This window comes from Streptomyces sp. NPDC046203, assembly GCF_040646255.1.
In the GTDB taxonomy this organism is placed as follows: Bacteria; Actinomycetota; Actinomycetes; order Streptomycetales; family Streptomycetaceae; genus Streptomyces.
This window is the reverse complement of the sequence record NZ_JBEYZX010000007.1, coordinates 210281-229622: the sequence shown is the minus strand read 5'-3', so window position 1 is coordinate 229622 and position 19342 is coordinate 210281. Positions and strand designations below refer to the sequence as shown.

At 72.1% G+C, this 19342-nt stretch carries 20 protein-coding genes, 1 tRNA gene, 1 other RNA gene and 2 pseudogenes; 15 read left to right on the top strand and 9 right to left on the bottom strand.

Annotated elements, in window-relative coordinates:
- On the bottom strand, positions 1–1376 hold a 1376-nt coding region (locus tag ABZ990_RS09035; RefSeq protein WP_361227540.1), incomplete at its 3' end, for a DNA polymerase III subunit gamma and tau.
- A 276-nt stretch (positions 1377–1652) separates the two neighbouring features.
- Positions 1653–1751: signal recognition particle sRNA small type (gene ffs / locus ABZ990_RS09030), an RNA gene on the bottom strand.
- A 130-nt stretch (positions 1752–1881) separates the two neighbouring features.
- Here ffs and ABZ990_RS09025 point away from each other — a divergent pair.
- The 5 genes and pseudogenes from ABZ990_RS09025 to ABZ990_RS09005 all read left to right on the top strand — a co-directional run bounded on the left by ABZ990_RS09025 (position 1882) and on the right by ABZ990_RS09005 (position 5040).
- A tRNA-Ser gene (locus tag ABZ990_RS09025) sits at positions 1882–1969 on the top strand.
- 282 nt (positions 1970–2251) lie between these two features.
- A complete protein-coding gene (locus ABZ990_RS09020; RefSeq protein ID WP_361227537.1) occupies positions 2252–2467 on the top strand; it encodes a type II toxin-antitoxin system VapB family antitoxin in 216 nt (71 codons plus the stop codon).
- A pseudogene (locus ABZ990_RS09015) lies at positions 2464–2887 on the top strand (PIN domain nuclease). Before ABZ990_RS09020 ends, ABZ990_RS09015 begins: the two are co-directional and overlap by 4 nt.
- Positions 2888–3073: 186 nt before the next feature.
- Entirely contained in the window at positions 3074–4033 is a 960-nt protein-coding gene (locus ABZ990_RS09010) for a DUF4331 family protein (RefSeq protein ID WP_361227534.1), read from the top strand.
- A 173-nt stretch (positions 4034–4206) separates the two neighbouring features.
- A complete protein-coding gene (locus ABZ990_RS09005; protein ID WP_361227531.1) occupies positions 4207–5040 on the top strand; it encodes a methyltransferase domain-containing protein in 834 nt (277 codons plus the stop codon).
- Positions 5041–5086: 46 nt separating this feature from the next.
- On the opposite strand, the gene ABZ990_RS09000 is transcribed toward ABZ990_RS09005, so the two are convergent.
- The 4 genes from ABZ990_RS09000 to ABZ990_RS08985 all read right to left on the bottom strand — a co-directional run bounded on the left by ABZ990_RS09000 (position 5087) and on the right by ABZ990_RS08985 (position 7890).
- Complete coding sequence (locus tag ABZ990_RS09000) at positions 5087–5608, bottom strand: YfbM family protein (protein WP_361227528.1); 522 nt, start codon at positions 5606–5608, stop codon at positions 5087–5089.
- A 151-nt stretch (positions 5609–5759) separates the two neighbouring features.
- On the bottom strand, positions 5760–6386 hold the full coding sequence (locus ABZ990_RS08995; RefSeq protein ID WP_361227525.1) for a hypothetical protein: 627 nt from the start codon (positions 6384–6386) through the stop codon (positions 5760–5762).
- A gap of 122 nt (positions 6387–6508) precedes the next feature.
- Complete coding sequence (locus tag ABZ990_RS08990) at positions 6509–7390, bottom strand: GNAT family N-acetyltransferase (RefSeq protein ID WP_361227522.1); 882 nt, start codon at positions 7388–7390, stop codon at positions 6509–6511.
- Between the two features lie 182 nt (positions 7391–7572).
- Entirely contained in the window at positions 7573–7890 is a 318-nt protein-coding gene (locus ABZ990_RS08985; protein ID WP_361227520.1) for a hypothetical protein, read from the bottom strand.
- Positions 7891–8132: 242 nt separating this feature from the next.
- On the opposite strand from ABZ990_RS08985, the gene ABZ990_RS08980 reads away from it, so the two are divergent.
- From ABZ990_RS08980 to ABZ990_RS08965, 4 genes and pseudogenes are all read left to right on the top strand, one after another.
- On the top strand, positions 8133–8336 hold the full coding sequence (locus tag ABZ990_RS08980; RefSeq protein WP_361227517.1) for a DUF4287 domain-containing protein: 204 nt from the start codon (positions 8133–8135) through the stop codon (positions 8334–8336).
- 259 nt (positions 8337–8595) lie between these two features.
- On the top strand, positions 8596–9066 hold the full coding sequence (locus ABZ990_RS08975) for an alpha/beta hydrolase (protein WP_361227514.1): 471 nt from the start codon (positions 8596–8598) through the stop codon (positions 9064–9066).
- Positions 9067–9075: 9 nt separating this feature from the next.
- Positions 9076–10407, top strand: a complete 1332-nt coding sequence (locus ABZ990_RS08970; RefSeq protein WP_361227511.1) for a winged helix DNA-binding domain-containing protein — start codon at positions 9076–9078, stop codon at positions 10405–10407.
- A 311-nt stretch (positions 10408–10718) separates the two neighbouring features.
- Positions 10719–11143: pseudogene (locus ABZ990_RS08965) on the top strand (YciI family protein).
- 199 nt (positions 11144–11342) lie between these two features.
- Here the strand turns inward: ABZ990_RS08965 and ABZ990_RS08960 are convergent.
- Positions 11343–11936, bottom strand: coding sequence for a rhodanese-like domain-containing protein (locus tag ABZ990_RS08960; RefSeq protein ID WP_361227508.1), 594 nt, complete (start codon positions 11934–11936; stop codon positions 11343–11345).
- An 81-nt stretch (positions 11937–12017) separates the two neighbouring features.
- Between ABZ990_RS08960 and ABZ990_RS08955 the strand changes: the two genes are divergently transcribed.
- Positions 12018–12305: a metal-sensitive transcriptional regulator gene (locus tag ABZ990_RS08955; protein WP_361227505.1), complete on the top strand. Its 288-nt coding sequence runs from the start codon at positions 12018–12020 to the stop codon at positions 12303–12305.
- Between the two features lie 250 nt (positions 12306–12555).
- On the opposite strand, the gene ABZ990_RS08950 is transcribed toward ABZ990_RS08955, so the two are convergent.
- Both ABZ990_RS08950 and wrbA read right to left on the bottom strand, forming a co-directional pair.
- The gene (locus ABZ990_RS08950) at positions 12556–13290 is read right to left on the bottom strand and encodes a sulfite exporter TauE/SafE family protein (RefSeq protein WP_361227502.1); all 735 of its coding nucleotides are present in this window, start codon (positions 13288–13290) and stop codon (positions 12556–12558) included.
- A 219-nt stretch (positions 13291–13509) separates the two neighbouring features.
- Positions 13510–14121 (bottom strand): NAD(P)H:quinone oxidoreductase, encoded by a 612-nt coding sequence (gene wrbA, locus ABZ990_RS08945; RefSeq protein ID WP_361227499.1) that lies wholly within the window; start codon positions 14119–14121, stop codon positions 13510–13512.
- Positions 14122–14417: 296 nt separating this feature from the next.
- On the opposite strand from wrbA, the gene ABZ990_RS08940 reads away from it, so the two are divergent.
- The 5 genes from ABZ990_RS08940 to ABZ990_RS08920 all read left to right on the top strand — a co-directional run bounded on the left by ABZ990_RS08940 (position 14418) and on the right by ABZ990_RS08920 (position 19201).
- The gene (locus tag ABZ990_RS08940; protein ID WP_361227496.1) at positions 14418–15161 is read left to right on the top strand and encodes a TetR/AcrR family transcriptional regulator; all 744 of its coding nucleotides are present in this window, start codon (positions 14418–14420) and stop codon (positions 15159–15161) included.
- A 140-nt stretch (positions 15162–15301) separates the two neighbouring features.
- Positions 15302–16273 (top strand): prolyl aminopeptidase, encoded by a 972-nt coding sequence (pip, locus tag ABZ990_RS08935; RefSeq protein WP_361227493.1) that lies wholly within the window; start codon positions 15302–15304, stop codon positions 16271–16273.
- A gap of 170 nt (positions 16274–16443) precedes the next feature.
- Positions 16444–17139, top strand: coding sequence for an HhH-GPD-type base excision DNA repair protein (locus tag ABZ990_RS08930; protein ID WP_361227490.1), 696 nt, complete (start codon positions 16444–16446; stop codon positions 17137–17139).
- Positions 17140–17269: 130 nt separating this feature from the next.
- Complete coding sequence (locus ABZ990_RS08925) at positions 17270–18838, top strand: M28 family metallopeptidase (protein WP_361227487.1); 1569 nt, start codon at positions 17270–17272, stop codon at positions 18836–18838.
- 171 nt (positions 18839–19009) lie between these two features.
- Positions 19010–19201 (top strand): YegP family protein, encoded by a 192-nt coding sequence (locus ABZ990_RS08920; RefSeq protein ID WP_361227484.1) that lies wholly within the window; start codon positions 19010–19012, stop codon positions 19199–19201.
- Positions 19202–19342: the final 141 nt, after the last annotated feature.

Genomic DNA, 19342 nt, shown 5'->3' with positions numbered 1-19342 from the left:
CTGATCCGGGGGGAGATCCCGGCGCATGTGGGGTTCACGCTGGAACTGTCGCCGGGGGGCGCGGGCTGGGGGGCGAGCGCGGCGGGGGCCGGGGTCTGGGCCTGCGGGGGCGCGGGGGCCGGGGCGGGTGGCGGAACGTGGGCCTCCGGCCCGGGCACGTACCCCATCTGCGGCGCGACCGGGGCGGGCGTGAACACGGCGGCGGGCGGCGCGGCGGCCATGCCGCGCTCCAGCCGGTCGAGCCGTGCCTGGAGCGACCGCTCGTCGTCGAAGGCGGCGGGCAGCAGCACGCGCGCGCAGATCAGTTCCAGCTGGAGTCGCGGCGAGGTGGCGCCGCGCATCTCGGTCAGCCCGGCGTTGACGAGGTCGGCGGCCCGGCTCAGCTCGGCGCCGCCGAACACCGACGCCTGCGCCTGCATCCGCTCGATGACGTCGACGGGCGCGTCGATCAGGCCCTTCTCGGCGGCGTCCGGGACCGCGGCGAGGATCACCAGGTCGCGCAGCCGCTCCAGCAGGTCGGCGACGAACCGGCGCGGGTCGTTGCCGCCCTCGATCACCCGGTCCACGACCTCGAAGGCGGCGGCGCCGTCACCGGACGCGAACGCGTCCACGACCGAGTCGAGCAGCGAACCGTCCGTGTAGCCGAGCAGGGACGTCGCCATGGCGTACGTCACACCGTCCTCGGTGGCGCCGGCGAGCAGCTGGTCCATGACGGACATCGAGTCACGTACCGAACCGGCTCCGGCCCGTACGACCAGCGGCAGCACCCCGTCCTCGACGGGAATGCCCTCACGGCCGCAGACCTCGCCCAGGTAGTCCCGCAGGGTGCCGGGCGGCACGAGCCGGAAGGGGTAGTGGTGGGTGCGCGAGCGGATGGTCCCGATGACCTTCTCGGGCTCCGTCGTCGCGAAGATGAACTTGAGGTGCTCCGGCGGCTCCTCGACCACCTTCAGCAGGGCGTTGAAGCCCGCCGAGGTGACCATGTGGGCCTCGTCGATGATGTAGATCTTGTACCGGCTCGACGCAGGCCCGAAGAACGCCTTCTCGCGCAGGTCACGGGCGTCGTCCACACCACCGTGCGACGCGGCGTCGATCTCGATGACGTCGATCGAGCCCGGGCCGTTGCGGGCCAGGTCACGGCAGGACTGGCACTCGCCGCAGGGCGTGGGGGTGGGGCCCTGCTCACAGTTCAGACACCGCGCGAGGATGCGCGCACTGGTCGTCTTTCCGCAGCCGCGCGGCCCGCTGAACAGGTACGCGTGATTGACCCGGTTGTTCCGCAGCGCCTGCTGCAGCGGGTCGGTGACATGCTCCTGCCCGATGACCTCGGCGAAGGACTCGGGGCGGTAGCGGCGGTACAGCGCGAGAGACGACACGTATACGAGGTTATAGGCGCCCGCCGACAACCCGGGAACGGCGATCACCGGGCGGGCCGATGCGGGGGTCGCGTGACTGTCGCGGGGTTCGACGTCTGCCGCGGGGTTCGTGGCGGGCTTGGCCGCGCCGACTGTCTTGGGTGCAACAGATGCGACGGGTGTGGCGGTCATCCCGATCGCCTGGGCGGTCGCGGCCGTCCCGACTGCCCCGTCCGCCCCAGGTGCCCCGGGTGCCTCAGCCACCGCGACCGCCTGGCTGTGCCCGGCCGCCCCGGAAACGTAAGCGCCCCCCACGCACCCGCCAGAGCCGACCTACCCTTGCTGCCTTCCGGCCCTGGGGGAGTTCAGTCAGATAGCGCCACGTGAGGGGCTCCGCCCAGAGTACCCGATCCCGAACCCCGCCCGTCCCCCACTCCCCCGCGCTCCTCCACGCTCCGCCACCCCCACCCACCCCCGAATCGATCATGGTCGCGAGCACCCTCCCCGGTCATGTAATGTTTGCCCCGGAGGATTCGCCTAGTGGCCTAGGGCGCACGCTTGGAAAGCGTGTTGGGGGCAACCCCTCACGAGTTCGAATCTCGTATCCTCCGCCAAGTGCCTCACCGGGCACTAAGTCGAAGGGCCCCACTGCTTGCAGTGGGGCCCTTCGACGTTGACGGCCTCGGATCCGGTCGCGGCTCTGCTCTCGATTCCCGGCTACCGCCCGTTGAGGACGGACGGACGGACCGGCGCACATGGCGGCGCCCCTCGCCCCTTTCCCGGACGTCCCGAAAAAACAACCGGGGCGCGACGGCTCCCTGCTTCTCGTGACCCTCGCACCCTCGAATCAAGGGGGATATACCTTCCTCCATCATTGATATACGAGGAGGTGCACCATGAGTCGCACGGTGATCGATCTCGATGACGACCTGCTGGCAGATGTGGCCAAAGCACTCGGCACCGGCACGAAGAAAGAAACCGTCAACACCGCCCTCCGCGAGGTACTGGAGAACCGGCGGCGAGCGCTCGCGCTCACACGGCTGCGCGCCACGGCCGCCAAGGGCGCCTTCGATCTGGACCTCTTCGAGGACAAGAGCAACTACCGTCGATGAACGCAGCCCAGTTCCTCATCGACACCAGCGCACTCGCCCGGTTCTTGCGCAGTGATGCGGAACAGCACGGATGGGACCAGGCTGCTGCGGCAGGGCTCATCGCCACCTGTCCCAATCACTGAGCTCGAGTTCTTCTACAGCGCTCATTCATCCCGTGACAGGGCTCAGGGAATCGAGGACATGCGAATGATCTTCGGCTGGGTTCCGGTCGACGATCGCGCCTACACCCGCGCCTGGCAGGTGCAGGAAGCGCTCACCGATCGCGGTCTGCACCGCAGCGCGGGAGCCGTGGACCTGGTAGTGGCAGCGACAGCCGAACTACAGGGACTCACCTTGCTGCATCGCGATCGCGACTTCGAGTGCATCGCGGCTGTCACCGGGCAGGCACTCCAGTGGTACGGCCCCACGTCAGGCAAGTAACCGAAGCCCCACCGCGATCTACTCCCGCACAGCAACGGCCCTCGCCGGCCTCTCTCCTCCCGACCGTGCCCGCCGCCCTCGGCGGTCTGCGCGGCCCCCGGCCGGTGTGCGCCGGACGAGCGACTTGGCGGCGGGCACGCGTGGTGCCGCCCGGCCGACCGGAACCGGGCCGCTATTGCTGGGGGCATGTCCCACCACCTCAGCGGGCCCAACCTCCGCTCCCCCATGAACGACGCCCGGCTCGACATGACGGACCTGTTCGCCTTCGCGGCGCCCGGCGACCGGACCGTACTGATCCTCAACGTCAATCCGGTCGCCCCGACCGGCGGCACGGCGTTCCACCCGGACGCGGTCTACCGCATCAACGTCGACACCGACGGCGATCACCGCTCCGACATCGCGTTCAGCTTCGTCTTCTCCGCTCCTTCCGCCGACGGCGGGCAGACGGTCACCGTGTACCGCGCCACCGGCGACGAGGCCCGGGCCCACGAAGCGGCCGGAGAGAAGATCTTCGAGAACGTGCCGGTCGTCTTCAACGCCGAGCCCGTGCAGGCGGAGTCCGGCCCGTACGCCCTCTTCGCCGGATTCCGCAGCGACCCGTTCTTCGCCGATCTGGACGGCATCGTCGCCAAGTTCCAGTGGACCGGCGTGGACTGGGGCGCGGACAAGAACGTCTTCGCCCTCGTCCTGGAAATGCCGGACGCCGAACTCGGCACGAACCCCGTCATCGGCGTCTGGGGCCGGGTGAGCCTGCGCCAGGACGGGCGGCTGATGTCCGTCGACCGGGGCGCGCACCCGTCCCTGACCGCCTACTTCAACGCCGAGGACACCAAGGACTCCTACAACGCGGGCGAGCCCGCCGACGACTGGGCCACCTACCGCGAGCCGTGGGCCGCCGTTCTCGAACACTTCGGCGAATACGACCGTCCGGCGGCCGAGGAGGCCCTGCGCACGGTCCTGCCGGACGTCCTCCGCTACGACCGTGCCGCCCCCGCCGCCTACCCCAACGGCCGCACCCTCACCGACGACGTCACCTCCGCCCGCCTCACCATGCTGACCGCCGGCAAGGTCCCCACCGACCACATCGGCCCCCACACCGACCTGCTCCCCGGCTTCCCCTACCTCGGCACTCCGCACGTGGGCTGAGCGAGCCGGGATCCGCGACGGTCCGGGGGGGTGGGGGTGGGCCAGGTGGCGGGCCGGTTCCTGGCGGCGCCCCCGGCCGTTACCGGTCCGCCGCGCGGGTAGTTCTTCAGACAGCCAGACGAATGCGTCGGCGCGCACGCGCGCGGGCCGGATTCTCGGGAGGTACGGCAGGCATGGTGGCGGACGGCGGTATGCGGCCCATGGTGCGGGAGACGTACGGTCCGGTCGATCTGAGCCGGGAGCCGATCTTCGCCGGAGGTTTCATCAACTTCGGCTACTGGCGGGCGATCGACCTGGACCGCCCGGTGGGCGAGGCCGAACGGGTCCGCAGCCAGGAGGACCTCTACCGGCACGTCCTGGACACCCTGACGTCCGCCGGGCTGCCGCGGCACCCGAGGATCCTCGACGTGGGCTGCGGCCTCGGCATGGGGTGCGCGATCGCTCTGCGGGAGTACGGGCCCGCCGCGATCACCGGCCTGGACATCCACCCGGACCAGCTGGAACGGGCGCGCCGCGCCCAGGCCGGCCTGTCCCCGGCGGAGCGGGAGCGGCTGCGGTTCGTGCAGGGGGCGGCGGAGCACATGCCGGTACGGGACGGCGGATTCGACGCGCTCATCAGCGTCGAGGCCGCCCAGCACTTCCCCGACCTGGAGGCCTTCGCGGCGGAGACGGCGCGGGTGCTGCGGCCGGGCGGACGGGTGGCCGTCACCAGTTTCTTCACCGTGGACGACGCGCCCGGCCGGACCGAGCAGCCGGCCCGGTTGCTGGAGACGTACGCCAACGGCCTCGACATCGCCCGGCCGGTACGGGCCCTCGCCGACGCGTTCACCGCGGCGGGACTCGCGGGGGTACGGGTCGAGTCGATCGGCCCGGACGTCTGGCCGGGCTGGGACCAGTGGCTCGCCCGGTGGTGGGCCCCGGACACCTGGCCCCGCAACTTCCTGCGCGCGTACAAGGAGCGGATCCTCGACTACTACGTCGTCACGGCGACCCGGCCGCCGACGTAGCCCGTCGACCGCCCCGACGCCACCGCGAGGCAGGTCGGTGCCGCCGTCAGTCCAGCCAGACGACGACCGCGTGGCCGTCCCGTGCGGCGGCCTCGAAGTACGTGGTCAGGCCGGCGAACCAGTCCCTGGCCCAGTCGAGGGAGGCGGAGTCCTCCCAGCCCAGCGGATAGATCTCCGCCGCCGTCAGGTCGCGCGGGTCGACTCCGTCGAGCAGCCGGTCGTACGTCAGACCGCTCAGCGCCTCGGCGGCGAGCCGGACCCGGTCCACCGGGAGGTGGCACGGCGGCCCGTATCCCCAGTCGCCGGCGTCGCCGAGGGGGTTTTCCCCGTGGACGACGTCGACGGGGAAGTCCACGCGCCTCAGCAGGAAGTCGAGCAGGTGCCACGCCTTGTCCGTGGAGAAATGGCGGGCCCCGGCCGGCGGAGGCCCGTCCTCCCCGCCCATGGAGTCCGCCGACTCCTCGGCGTCGAAGGTGTCCTCGATGTATGCGAGCGCCCAGTCCGGGTCCTCGATCGCTCGGTCCAACTGGGCGGCTGTCACACGGAAGTACTCGCCGATCATGCTCATGGCCGCAGGCTAGGAGCGGCCACTGACATCGCCCCTGCCCTGCCCCGCCGGTCGGACCGGGCAGGGCAGGGCAGTCGGGCCGACCGGCGGGCGGTCGGAGCAGACACGGGCGGGTCGGATCGGGCATTGCCTCCCGGCCCGGCAGAGTCGGTCAGACCGGGCAGGGGCGGTATTCCAGGCTCAGTTCGCGGTCGACGGCAAAGCTGGTGCGCATGGCGGCGTCGGAAACCAGTTCCCAGGAGCCGTACTTGGCGTAGAGCTGGTCGGCGGTCGGGCCCAGCGGGTTGCCGTACTTGGCCTGGTTGCGCTCCTCGAGGATGCGGACCTCGGAGGGGGTCATGCCGGCGCGGGTGATCTCCTTGGCCTGGTTGCGCATGTCGACCAGTTCGCGCGCGATCTCCTCCTCGGAGGAACCGCCGGCCCGCATGTCGGCCTCGGTGCGGTGCATGTCCTCCAGGAGGTGGTGGTAGCGGATGCGGACGCGCTGGGCCTCGACCTTCTCGTCCATCGGCATGACGCGGATCCGGCACACCACCGGGTCGGTGCTGGGGCAGGGGTCGTTCGCCGGGACCGGGCGGGCGAGCGGGGCGGTGATGATCGAGCCGCACGCCTCCGCGGCGGCGGCCGTGGCCGAGACGCCGGTGGTCAGCACCGCGACGGCCGCCACGAACGGCGCGACGGCGGTCAGCAGGGCCCGGCGGCGCGGGGACGGCGAGCCGGAACAGGGGAGAAATCGGGGGCGGGAACCAGGGCGGAATCCGGAGGGGGAAAGGCGCATGGACGCATCCTCGGAGGCCGCACCGGGCCCCTTCCCGCAGGCACACCGGCGATCACCCTTAGGGGTGACCCCCGGCTCCAAGCCACCCGTTCACCATCTCACCGCCTCACCACCTCACCACCTCACAGCGCACGCTGGAACTCGTGCGCCTCGTGAGTCGGCAGATACCCGAGACTGTCGTTGACCCGACGCATGTACGGGTTGTTGTCGGCCGTGTCCGTGACGAGCCCGGCAAGGCCCGGCTGCCGCTCGCGGGCCCGCACGATCGAAGCCGCCTTCATCCAGCGGGCGAGACCGTGCCCGCGGTGCTCGGGCAGGACGGCCGTCCCGTAGTGCAGGCCGTCGCCGGTGCCGTTGCCCGGGGTCACCAGCTCCGTGAACCCGGCGACGGAGCCGTCCGCCTCGGCCACCGCCGCCACCGTGTGCAGCACCTCGCCGCGCCCGGCGACCGCGGCCACCGCCGCCCGTACCCGCTCGCGGTCCCAGACCACCCGGCCGTAGTCGACCGTCCCCATCGGCATGTCGTCCATGGCCCGGCGCGACGCCACGTAACTGTCGGCCAGTTCGTCCGGCACGAGGCCCGTCCACTCCACCAGCCGGTAGCCGGGGTGCGCCCGTTCGGTGAGCGCCGTCAGCACCGGCAGGTCGGCGTCGGCCAGCGCGAGCCGGGCATATGTCAGTCGCAGCGCCACCCCGAACTCCCGGGCGGCGAGGAACGCCGCACCCGGCGATCCGGCCTCCGCCTGCGCGACCAGACTGCGCCGCCCGTCCTCGCGGGCGGCCTCGACGGCGGCGCCGAGCAGGAGCGATCCGGCGCCGTTGCGGCGTTCGGTCGGGTGGACCCGTACGTCCACCTCGGCGAGGTGCCGCTGGCCCTGCTTGGTGAGGAGGCGCAGGAACGCGTGCCCCAGCGGGGTTCCGTCGGATCCGGTCGCCAGCCAGGCGAGGCGGTGACCGAGCGCCGTGCGTTCGGGATCGGCGAGCGGGGTGAGGCGTATCGACAAGGTGACTCCGTCGTCAGGGTGGGTGATCCGGCCAAGATCGGGAAATCGAGACGTGACGGTACGCCAGCCCGACGCGGATGGCCTGCCCTTTTTCCTGGGGTAGCCGTCCCCGAGTGGTCCCCCGCCGAGGGGCCGGACAGCCCTTGACCCGATTCCTCCGCTTCCCCTCACCGGGCGGACGGTCACTCGAAGTTGTCGCTCGCCAGCCGCAGTGCCAGCTCCTGGAGGATGTGCTCGGTGTCCGGGTCCGCCCCGGCGGAGTCATGGGCGTCGGCCACCGCGTCGAACGCCACGATGAAGCCGTTGACGAGCGCGCTCAGCGGCTCCGAGAGCTGGGCGAGGACCGCCATGCCGACCTCCTCGGCACTCGCCCCCGACGGCACCGCGAACTGCCCCGGGATCACCTCCCCCAGCAGGTCCGAGACCAGGCTCTCGTCGACCCCGCCGCGCAAGGCCGTCAGTGCGGCGATGGCCTTGAGTTTGATCTCGTTCTCGGTCACGCGCCGAGCCTAGGAGGCGGTACGGGCCGGGCACCGCAAATCCGCACGACACGCGCTTTCGGGCGGGCATATGACGGGGCGTCGACAGCTCATCGAAAGAATCTTCGCCCCACCGATGAGTTTCCGAAGAGGTGGCGGTCTGTCCTGTCGGTCGAGCCTTTCGGTACGAGCACCACCGACTACCGCCGAGCGCCACTGACCACCCCCACGTCACCGCGAACGCCCCCGGAAAGAGGTCCCTCATGGCCGCCGCCACCGCCCCGAACCCCGCCAGCTACTTCCCCGCCATCGAGAAGAAGTACGGGCGCCCCGTCACCGAATGGCTGGCGCTGATCGAAGCCTCCCCGCTGGTCAAGCACATGGAGCTGGTGAAGTGGCTGAAGACCGAGCACGGTCTGGGCCACGGTCACGCCAACGCCCTCGTCGCCCACTACCGCAACAGCTAACCGGACCGGCGGCCCCGCCGTCCCGACGCCCCGACGCCCCGACGCCCCGGGAGACCGCATGAACCCCAGGACCTCGAACGCACCCTGATACGCGACGGGGTACGGCTCTCCCTCCGCGACTGGCACCGCCACCACCCTGACGAGACCCCTGACGAATACCCCGACGAGACCCCGGAGGCCCCCACCACGACGACCCCCGGAAGCACTCCGGGCGCGCGCCGCTGCTTCTGCTGCACGGGCTCGTCGGGCACGCCGGCGAGTGGGACGGGATCGCCCGCCGGAGGCCCCCGGCGGCCACCGGGTCGTCGTCCTGGACCAGCGCGGCCACGGTGCGAGCGAGCGGCGCCCTCGGGACGTGACCCGGGAGGCGTACGTCGCCGACATCCTCGCCGTGATCGACCGACTCGGCCTGCATCGGCCGGTGTTGATCGGCCAGTCGTACGGCGGCCACACCGCCCTGCTGGCCGCCGCGCTCGCCGAGAACTCCGGGCGCGACCGCTGGGAGGAGTGGGCCGCGATCGGCGTACCCGTCCTCGCGGTGCTCGGCCGGCGCGGGATCGTGTCCACCGAGCAGTACGACGGAATGGCCGAGCGGCAGCCCGCGCGGCTGCACGGGGTCGGCATCCCGGACGCGGGACACGATCCGCATCTGGAGCAGCCGGGGGTACTGCACGCCGCGATCAGGGATTTCCTCTCCGGGATCCCCTACGGGCTCCCTGACCCGCGATAGAAAACCGGCATGGGCGAACAGAGGCTGATCGGCGCCGAGGAGCGCCGGGCGCGGCTCGCGACGCGGCACCGGCTGGCCGTCGGCGCACGGGCGACGGCGGCGGAGGAGGTCGCGGCGTCGCTGGTGGCGCTGCACGGCACGGATCCGGCGACGGTGTTCCTGGCGATCGGCGCGCGGCTGGCGGACGGCGGCCCGGATCCGGTCGCGGACACCGAACGGGCGCTGTACGGGGAGCGGACGCTGGTGCGGATGCACGGCATGCGGCACACCGTCTTCGTCGTGCCCTCACAACTCGCCGCCGCCGTGCACTCCTCCTCCGCCGAGGCCGCTGGTGTCCGCGAACGCGCCCGGCTCGTCAGGCAGTTGGCGGAGGGCAGCGACTACGACGAGGCATGGCTCGCCGAGACCGAACGCCTGGTCCTCGCCGAACTGACCGCGCGCGGCGAGGCGACCGGGGTTGAACTCGGCGCTGCGGTACCGAGGTTGAGAGCGACGTACGTGTACGGGGTCGGCACCCGCCAGGAAGGGCCGCAGACCGTCGGCACCCGGGTCCTGCGGATACTCGGGATGCGGGGGCTGATCGTCCGGGGACGGCCGCAGGGCGGCTGGACGTCGAACCGGTTCCGATGGTCGCCCGCCCCGGACGCCCCCGAGACCGGTACGGGCGCGGGCACGGGCATTCCGGTCCCCGTCCCGCCGCCCGCCGAGGCCCGCGCGGAACTCGTACGGCACTGGCTGGCCGCGTACGGACCGGCGACGGAAGCCGATTTGAAGTGGTGGACGGGGTGGACCCTGACGGAGGTACGGCGGGCCCTGAGCGCGCTCGGCGCCGTATGGGTGACCCTCGGCGGGGCGCTCGGCGGGGACGGGGGTACGGGGGCCGGGGCCGGTCGGCCGGCGCCCGGGTTCGTCCTGCCCGACGACCTCGATCCCGTGCCATCCCCGGCCGAGCCGTGGGCGGCGCTGCTCCCGGCGCTCGATCCGACGGCGATGGGCTGGCAGGACCGCGACTGGTATCTGGACCCGGCCCATCGTCCGTCGCTCTTCGACCGGAGCGGGAACATCGGGCCGACGGTGTGGTGGAACGGCCGGATCGTGGGCGGCTGGGCGCAGCGCCCGGACGGCGAGATCGCGTGGCGGCTACTGCCGGGTGCGGGTGCGAGTGCGGGTGGCGACGGGACCGGACACGAACATGACCGTGATCGTGGCCGCGAACGTGACCGGAAGGCTCTCGTACGGGCGGTGGAGGCGGAGGCGGCACGCCTGGCCGGGCGGCTCGACGCGGTTCGGGTCACCCCGCGTTTCCGTACCCCGCTGGAGAAGGAACTGTCCGGCGGCTGAGCACGGCCCCCACGGGCGCCCCGCTGCGCGCCCCCTACGGAGGATCCCGCCCGGGAAACCCCTGTCAGGGGCAGAAGTCAGGGGCCGGGTATCAGGGGCCATAGGTCCTCCCGGGAAGCAGCTCGGGCCCCTCGGGACACCCCTCGTCCACCCCTTTCGGGTGGCGTCCCGCGGGGGTTCGGACCAAGCGCCGGGCGGCGGCGCCGGGCTCTGCCGTCTCCTGTGAGGGAGCCTTCCCGGCGGTCCGACGCCCCGCCGGGGCCGGGAACCGGAGCGGGAGCGGGAGCGGAGAACGGAAGCGGGAGAAGCTCATGAAGTACCTGGTGATGGTGCAGGGCGCCCAGGCCGACTACGACGCGATGAAGGGGCATTCCTCAGGGCACGGCCCGGCCTGGAGCGAGCCGGAGCTGCGGGCGATGTTCGCGTACATGAACGCGATCAACGACGACCTCCGGGACAGCGGCGAGCTCGTGGAGGCGCGGGGGCTGGTCGAGCCGGCCCGTACCCGGTTCGTCACGGCGGACTCCGAGGGCCGCCCCGTCGTCCAGGAGAACCCTACGGGACGACGATGGAGGTGATCGCCGGGTACTGGGTGCTGGACTGCGCGAGCCTGGAGCGGGTCACCGAGATCGCGGCCCGGGTCGCCCGGTGTCCGCAGCCGGCCGGTGCTCCGGACCACCCGGTGGTGATCCGCCCGGTCGACGAGGGCGAGGGAGCGGGGCCGGAGACCGGCTGAGTCCCGGGGCCCTTACTCAGGGCTCTTCCCCGGGGCACTTCCCGGCTTCCGGAGCGCCCAGCGCCCTCCCCCACCCCCCTCCGGGAGCACCCTCCCCGGACCCCGACGCGACCCGGACCCGTACGGACCGCCCCTCACGTGGCGGCCCCTACGGGTCCGGGTCGTCGGCGAACGCCGGAGGGTGTCCGGGCGTCCGGGCTCACTTACCGCCGTTGTTGAGGCGGTTCAGGGTGGTGGAGAGGTCGACACCGCACGAGGTGGCGCGGTTGTAGGGGAGCTTGCCGAGCATCGCCGCCATGCCGCAGGTGTTGGTCAGCGCGGAGAAGACGAGACCACCGGCCACACCGGCCGACAGCAGCTGGAACAGCGGGTGGACCAGGACGCCGAGGAGCAGGCCCAGCAGGATGAGCGAGCCTGCGGCCAGACGGACCTGCCGGTCCATGGCCCACGGGACGCGGACGGGGCCGCCGGCCGGGCGGTCGAGGGCGTTGCCGCGGGAGGCCCAGCCGCTGGTGCCGCCGACCAGGTCGAGGGTGGGGATGCCCTCGGCGGCGAGCTGCGCGCAGGCGTTGCGGGAGCGGTTGCCGGACTGGCAGACGACGAGCAGCTCGCCGCGCGACGCGGCCTCCTTCAGGGCGGGGAGGGCGTGCTTGAGGCGGTCGAGCGGGATGTTCATCGCGCCGGGGAGGTGACCGCCCGCGTACTCGCCGGGCGAGCGGACGTCGATGACGGTCAGCTCGTCGAGGCGGGCGCGGATCTGGTCGGCTTCGACGGTACGGGTCGTGGTGCTCATGGCAGGTGTCATCCTTGGTCTTCGACGGAACCCCGGAGCGGGGGGTAACTTACCCCCGGGGGTATCTGTGGAGGAGTGGTTGTGGAACTGGATCTCGCGGGCGCCGAGCTGAAGGCCGTACTGAACCGGCTGCGCCGGGCACAGGGGCAGATCGCCGGAGTCATCCGGATGATCGAGGAGGGCCGCGACTGCGAAGAGGTCGTGACCCAGCTGGCCGCCGCCTCCCGGGCACTGGACCGGGCCGGGTTCGCGATCATCGCGACCGGTCTCCAGCAGTGCCTCACCGACATGGAGAAGGGGCAGCGCGGCGGCGAGGACCCCGACCAGATGCGGGCCAGGCTGGAGAAGCTGTTCCTCTCGCTGGCCTAGGTCCGGCAGGTCCGGATCCGCGCGCGGACGCGGGGACGGGCACGGGTGGGGGTGCGGATACGGGTACGGGTGTACGGACGGTGGTACGCGCGCCGGTACGGGTACGCGTCCCGGACGCCCGCGCGGCTCGGCCGGCTCGGTACGGCCCGGCCCGTGCGTACGACCCGTTCTCACGGTCCGCTCGTACGGTCCGTCCGGCCGGGATCACGCCCCGGCCCGGCTCACCCCGGCCCGACTCGGCTCGCCTCGGCTACAGGAGCAGGTCGACCAGCATCACCACCGCCACCAGGAGCAGCATCACGCCGAAGATCCGGCGCAGCTTGTCTCCGGGGATACGTTTCGCCAGCCGTCGCCCGTCCCAGGCGCCGAGCACCGCCGCGCCCGTGAACGGGGCGACGACCGCCCAGTTCATGGCCGGGGCGCTGCCGGCCCGCGCGAGCAGCGCGACCAGAGCGTTGGCTCCCACGACGAAGAGGCTGGTCCCGACGGCCGGGCGCATCTTCAGGCCGACAACCTGGACGAGCGCCGGCACGGTGAGGAACCCTCCGCCGACACCGAGCACACCGGTCACGGCACCGAGTCCGGCCCCCGCGCCCGCGACGGCCGGCGCCGGACGCCGTACCGACTCGGCCTCCGGGGCCCGGCGGACCATCCGTACCGCCGCGAAGCCCGCGACCAAGGAGAATCCCAGGGTCAAGAGCGCGTCGGGCAGCCTGCTGGAGAGCAGTCCGCCGAGCGCCGCGGGCACGACTCCGGCGGCCGCGAAGAGCGCGCCGGTGCGCCAGCGCACCTGACCGTCCCGCGCGTGTCCGTACAGTGCGGTCGCGGAGGTCGCGAGCACGATGAACAGACTCGCCGTGGCAGCGGCAGCGGGAGTGAAGCCGAGCAGGTAGATCAGCGCGGGGACGGCGAGGACGCTGCCGCCTCCGCCGAGCGCGCCGAGCGAGAGCCCGACGACTGCGCCGGCCGCGAGGGCGATGAGCAAACCTGCACTCCTTCCAGGAACGGGACCCCCGAATAACCCTTCGTTACCCCCTGGGGTATACAACCGACCATAACAGAAACAGAAGTACCCCCGGGGGTATCCAACCCCGGGGGTACATCACACTCTCGGCACGCTCCGCGCGCCACACACCGCGCGCTACACCGCGCGCACCACGCACCACGCGCCGCGCGCGGCGCAAGGGGGCCGCGAGGCCGCCGGTCAGTCGGCCGCGAGGCCGTTCAGCCGCTTGGCGATCTTCGCGAGGCGCTCGCCCTGGTAGCGGGCGGCGGCGAGGACGGCCTCGTCCATCTCGCCCTTGACCCCCGCGAAGGCGGTCCCGTAGGGGTTGCCGCCGGCCGCGTAGACGGTCTGGTCGGTGTAACCCGGCGAGACGATGATCGAGCCCCAGTGGTGGAAGGTGTTGTAGAGCGCGAGCAGCGTGGACTCGTTGCCGCCGTGCGTGTTGTACGCGCTGGTGAAGGCGGTGGCCGGCTTGTCGGACAGCGCGCCCTGCTGCCACAGGCCGCCGGCGGTGTCGATGAACTGCTTGAGCTGGGCGCTGATGTTGCCGAACCGGGTCGGCGAGCCGAACGCGTACGCGTCCGCCCACTCCAGATCCTCCAGCGTGGCGACCTCGACCTGGTCCGCGTGGGCGTCCACATGGGCGCGCCAGGCCGGGTTCGCGTCGATCGCGGCGGCCGGGGCCAGCTCGGCGGCCCGGCGCAGCCGCACCTCGGCGCCGGCCTTCTCGGCACCCTCGGCGACCGCCTCGGCGAGCCGGTGGACGTTCCCGGTGGACGAGTAGTAGATGACGGCGACCTTGACGGACATGCTGAGCCCTCCTGAGGACCTGTACCTGCACCTGTACCTGGAAAGAGACCTGCGAGCGATCTACGACGTGCAACCCGCGACCCGTGACCTGCGACAACACCCTCACAGAGAAACGGATTACTTTCCGCTTCAACACCCGCAGCCTAAGCGGAGGTCTATCCGTTTAGCAAGGGTCCCGGGTATGCTCGATGTCAGGAAGCAGCCGACGGGGAGGCGCGGGCGGACCCCGGACAGGGAGCCGCCGATGCCGAAAGAGCGCGCGAACGAGAGCAGGAACGAGAGGCGGGCAGCAGCCGATGAGCACCCACGAACCGCAGGCCACGGCCACCACCGGTCCGGCGGACCAAGCGGGACCGGCGGGATCGGCAGAATCGGCGGGACCGGCAGAGTCGTCGGCGCCGGCCGACCGGCCCGTACCGCCGCTCCCCCTGCTCCCGGCCCTCGGCGCCCCCGTCCCCGAGCGCGCCGACGCCGCCCGCAACCGGCGCAAGATCCTCGACGCGGCCGCCCGGATCGTCGCGGAGAACGGCCCCGAGGCCGTCACCATGAACCAGGTCGCGCAGGCGAGCGGCATCGGCGTCGGCACGGTCTACCGCCGCTTCGGCGAGGTCTCGCACCTGCTGTGGGCGCTGCTCGACGAACGCGAGCGCCGGTTCCAGGAGACGTATCTGAGCGGCCCTCCGCCGCTCGGCCCCGGCGCGCCCGCCGCGCAGCGCCTCTACGCCTTCCTCTGCGCCTACGTCGACCACGTCGTCGACCAGCGCGCGCTGCTCCTGGCCGCCCAGACCGCCTCGCCGACCGGCCGCTACACCAACGGCGCGTACCTCGCCACGCACGCCCACGTCAGGCTGCTGCTCGCCGAGACCCGCCCCGCCGCCAACGCCCCTCTGCTCGCCCACCTCCTGCTGGCCCCGTTCTCCCCGAGCCTGATGCACCACCTGACGGAGGAACAGCATCTGTCGCCGGACGAGTTGAAGGCGGGCATACGCCAGCTCCTTCACGACGAGACGGATGCCGAGCCGGCGGCCGAGCCGCGGTAGGGAGCCGCGGGAGAGAGCCGTCGGGGCATATGCCAAACCGGTTCGGCCGGTCCAACCCGTGCCGTTCGGACCGTCCGGGCCCCGCCGTCCGGGCCGTTATCCGGCGGCGCGGGCCGGCCTGCGGGAGTAGCGTCGGCGGGATGTTCGCTGAGCTCGCACCCCATGACGAAGGCATGCTCGACGTCGGCGACGGCAACCACGTGTACTGGTCCGTCGCCGGGAACCCCGAAGGAAAGCCCGCACTCGTCGTCCACGGCGGCCCCGGCTCCGGCTCGTCGCCGCACGCGCGCCGGGTCTTCGATCCGGCGGTCTACCGGATCGTCCAGTTCGACCAGCGCGGCTGCGGCCGCTCCACCCCGCACGCGAGCGACCCGGCCACCGACCTGTCGGTCAACACGACCGCCCATCTCATCGCCGACATGGAACGGCTGCGGGTCCACCTCGGCATCGAACGCTGGCTGCTGTACGGGGGCTCCTGGGGGTCCACCCTGATCCTGGCCTATGCCGAGACGCACCCGGAGCACGTCACCGAGATCGTGATCGCGGCCGTCACCACCACCCGCCGTACCGAGACGGCGTGGCTGTACGAGGGCGTCGGGCGGTACTTCCCCGAGGCCCACGAACGGTTCCGGGACGGCGCGGGCGTCCCCCCGCGCACCGAGGGCCAGAACATCATCGAGGCATATGCCGCCCTGATGGACCGTCCCGACCGCTCCGTACGGGAGAAGGCGGCGGCCGACTGGTGCGCCTGGGAGGACGCCGTCCTGTCCCTGGAGGGCCAGGGCACCCCGTACACCGACCGGGTCGACGACGCCCGGCTCGGCTTCGTCCGGATCTGCGCGCACTACTTCGCGCACGGCGCGTTCCTGGAGGAAGGCGCGCTGATCCGGGACGCCCACCGGCTCGCCGGCATCCCGGGCGTCCTCGTCCACGGACGGCTCGACCTCGGCGGCCCGGCGCTCACCGCCTGGGAACTGGCCCGCGCCTGGCCGGACGCCGAGCTGCACATCGTGGACGCGGGCGGGCATCTCGGGGTCGACGAGACCCGTACGCGCGTGATGACGGCCCTCGCCCGGTTCGGAACGGCGGACGGCGCCACCCTGGAGAGCTGAACCCCGGAACCTCGGGACCTCGGGACTCCGTCAGCACCCGTCGGCACCCGTCGGCACCCGTCGGACCGTACTCCCACTGCTCCCACTGCTCCCGGCGCTCCCGCTGCTCCCGCTGCTCCCGGTGCCGCACTCGCCGGGCGCACCGGGCCGACCGGCCCGATGATCGGGGTATGAGCCCCGAGATCCATCTCGCCCAGCAGCCCGACGCCGACGCGCTCCTCGGCCGCTCCCCGCTCGCCGCGCTCGTCGGCATGCTCCTGGACCAGCAGGTGCCGATGGAGTGGGCGTTCTCCGGCCCGTTCACGGTGGCCGGCCGGCTGGGCCGGGACGATCTGGACGCGGGCGAGATCGCCGCCCAGGACCCGGAGACCTTCGCCGCGCTGCTCTCCGAGAAGCCGGCCGTGCACCGCTACCCGGGGTCCATGGCCCAGCGGATCCAGCAGCTGTGCCGCTTCCTGGTGGAGGAGTACGGGGGCGACGCGGAAGCGGTGTGGCGGGGAGTGGCGACGGGATCCGAGCTGCTGGCGCGGCTGGAGGCGCTGCCCGGGTTCGGCAAGCAGAAGGCGCAGATCTTCCTGGCCCTCCTCGGCAAGCAGTACGGGGTGCGGCCCGACGGCTGGCGGGAGGCGGCCGGGGCGTACGGGGAGGCGGGCGCGTTCCGCTCGGCCGCCGACATCACCGGGCCGGAGTCGCTCGCCAAAGTCCGTGCCCACAAGCAGGAGTTGAAGGCCGCCGCCAAGGCGGCCAAGACAGCCAAGACAGCCAAGACGGCCCAGGGCACCAAGACGCCCGGGGCGTCCGGGACCGCGAAGTCCGCCCGGTCCGCAGCCTCGAAGAAGACCACGCCCTCCGCCAAAAAGCCTTAAAACACGGGGAATTGTTCATTCCCGATGCCAATCCTGTGTCGCACGGCAGAAATTGTGACGAATCTGTTCACAGGAACCCCCAACGGTCGCTAGCTTCCCCTCAACCTCGCACCCACCGGGAAGGACTTCTGTGAACGCCTCGCAGCGCAGAGCCGCCGCCGTTCTGGCCGCCGCCGCCCTCGCCACCCCGCTGGTCCTCGCCGTCCCCGCCACCGCCGACCCCGCCCCGGGGGCCGCCGAGGCGCGGGACGCCGCCAAGCTGGCGAAGACGCTGGTACGCGAGACCACCGCCAAGGACGCCTACCGGCACCTCCAGAAGCTCCAGGCGATAGCCGACTCGTCGGGCGGCACCCGCGTCGCCGGCTCGGCCGGCCACGACGCCTCGGCCGCGTACGTGTACTCCCTGCTCAAGCAGGCCGGTTACAACGTCTCGTACCAGAAGTTCGACTTCATCTTCACGGAGACGCGGGCCGAGAAGGCCGCCGTCGTCTCCCCCGCCCCGCGCGACCTCGCGATCCACGCGATGACGTACACCGCGTCCACCCCGGTCGGCGGCATCAAGGCCGGTCTCGCCGCCGCCCCGGTCGACGCCGACGGCAGCAACGGCTGCGAGCCGGGCGACTTCGCCTCCGGCACGTTCACCGGCAAGATCGCGCTCATCAAGCGCGGCGGCTGCACCTTCGCCGACAAGCAGGCGAACGCCGCCGCGGCCGGCGCCGTCGGCGCGGTCATCTACAACAACACCGACGGCGCGCTGAACGGCACCCTCGGCGCCGCCGACGCCGGCAAGGTCCCCACCGGCGGCATCAGCCAGGCGGAGGGCGAGCAGCTCGCCGCCGACCTCGCCAAGGGGCCGGTCGAACTGTCCCTGGACATCCGCCAGTTCCGGGAGAACCGCACCACCAACAACGTCATCGCGGAGACGAAGGGCGGCAACGCCGCCAACACCGTGATGCTCGGCTCCCACCTCGACTCGGTCGCCGCCGGCCCCGGCATCAACGACAACGGCTCCGGTTCGGCCGCCCTCCTCCAGACCGCCCTGGAACTCGCCAAGGCCACCTCCAAGGAGAAGGACAAGGTCCGCAACAAGGTCCGCTTCGCCTGGTGGTCCGCCGAGGAGTACGGCCTGCTCGGCTCCGAGTACTACGCCGACCACATGAGCTCCCTCGACAAGAAGGAGATCAAGCTCTACCTCAACTTCGACATGATCGCCTCGCCGAACTACGGGATCTTCGTCTACGACGGCGACGACTCCGACGGCAAGGGCGCGGGCCCCGGCCCGGCCGGCTCCGCTCAGCTGGAGCGCGACATCAACGACTACCTCGACCGGCGGGGCGTCCCGCACGAGGGCACCGACTTCGACGGCCGCTCCGACTACGGGCCGTTCATCGACGCGGGCATCCCCTCCGGCGGCACCTTCACCGGCGCCGAGGGCCTCAAGACCGAGGCCCAGGCACGGAAGTTCGGCGGCCAGGCGGGCGTCGCGTACGACGTGAACTACCACGCCAAGGGCGACGACATCACGAACATCAACATGCGGGCGTTCGACATCAACATCGGTGTCGTCGCCAACGCCGTCGGCACCTACGCCCACGACATCAGCTCGCTGCGGAAGCCGGTCGCGAGCACCGGCCGGACGGACGGCGAGGGCACGGCCAACGGCGGTCTGCACGCCGACCACGACGAGGCGACGGAGTAGCCGACACTGCCGGCCGGAGGAGCCGGGGGTGCCGAGGGGGCCGGGAGGTCTCGCCGGCACCCTCGGCACACTGGCCCCTCGGCCCCTCGGCCCGTCGGCCCTCTTCCGGCTGCGCGTCCCGGCGCGGCAGCCTAGCGTCGCCTCAGGGGGCAGAGCTGAGAGGTGACGCGCATGGCGGGCAAGTTCGAGGTCTACAAGGACAAGGCGGACAAGTACCGGTTCCGTCTGAAGGCGGGCAACGGGGAGATCATCGCGGTGGGCGAGGCGTACGAGAGCAAGGCCTCCTGCCTGAACGGCATCGAGTCGGTGAAGGCGAACGCCCCGTCCGCTCCGGTGATCGAGAAGGAGAAGGCGACTCCGTAACCGAGGCCGTACACCGGCTCCGTAGCCGCCCCCACCCCCACCCCCGCTCCCGCTCCCCCGCCGTCGCCGTCGCTGTCGCTGTCGCTGTCGTCGGCAGGGGGCGCGAGGGCACGGCGGCCGTGTCGGTGCCGGACACCGTGA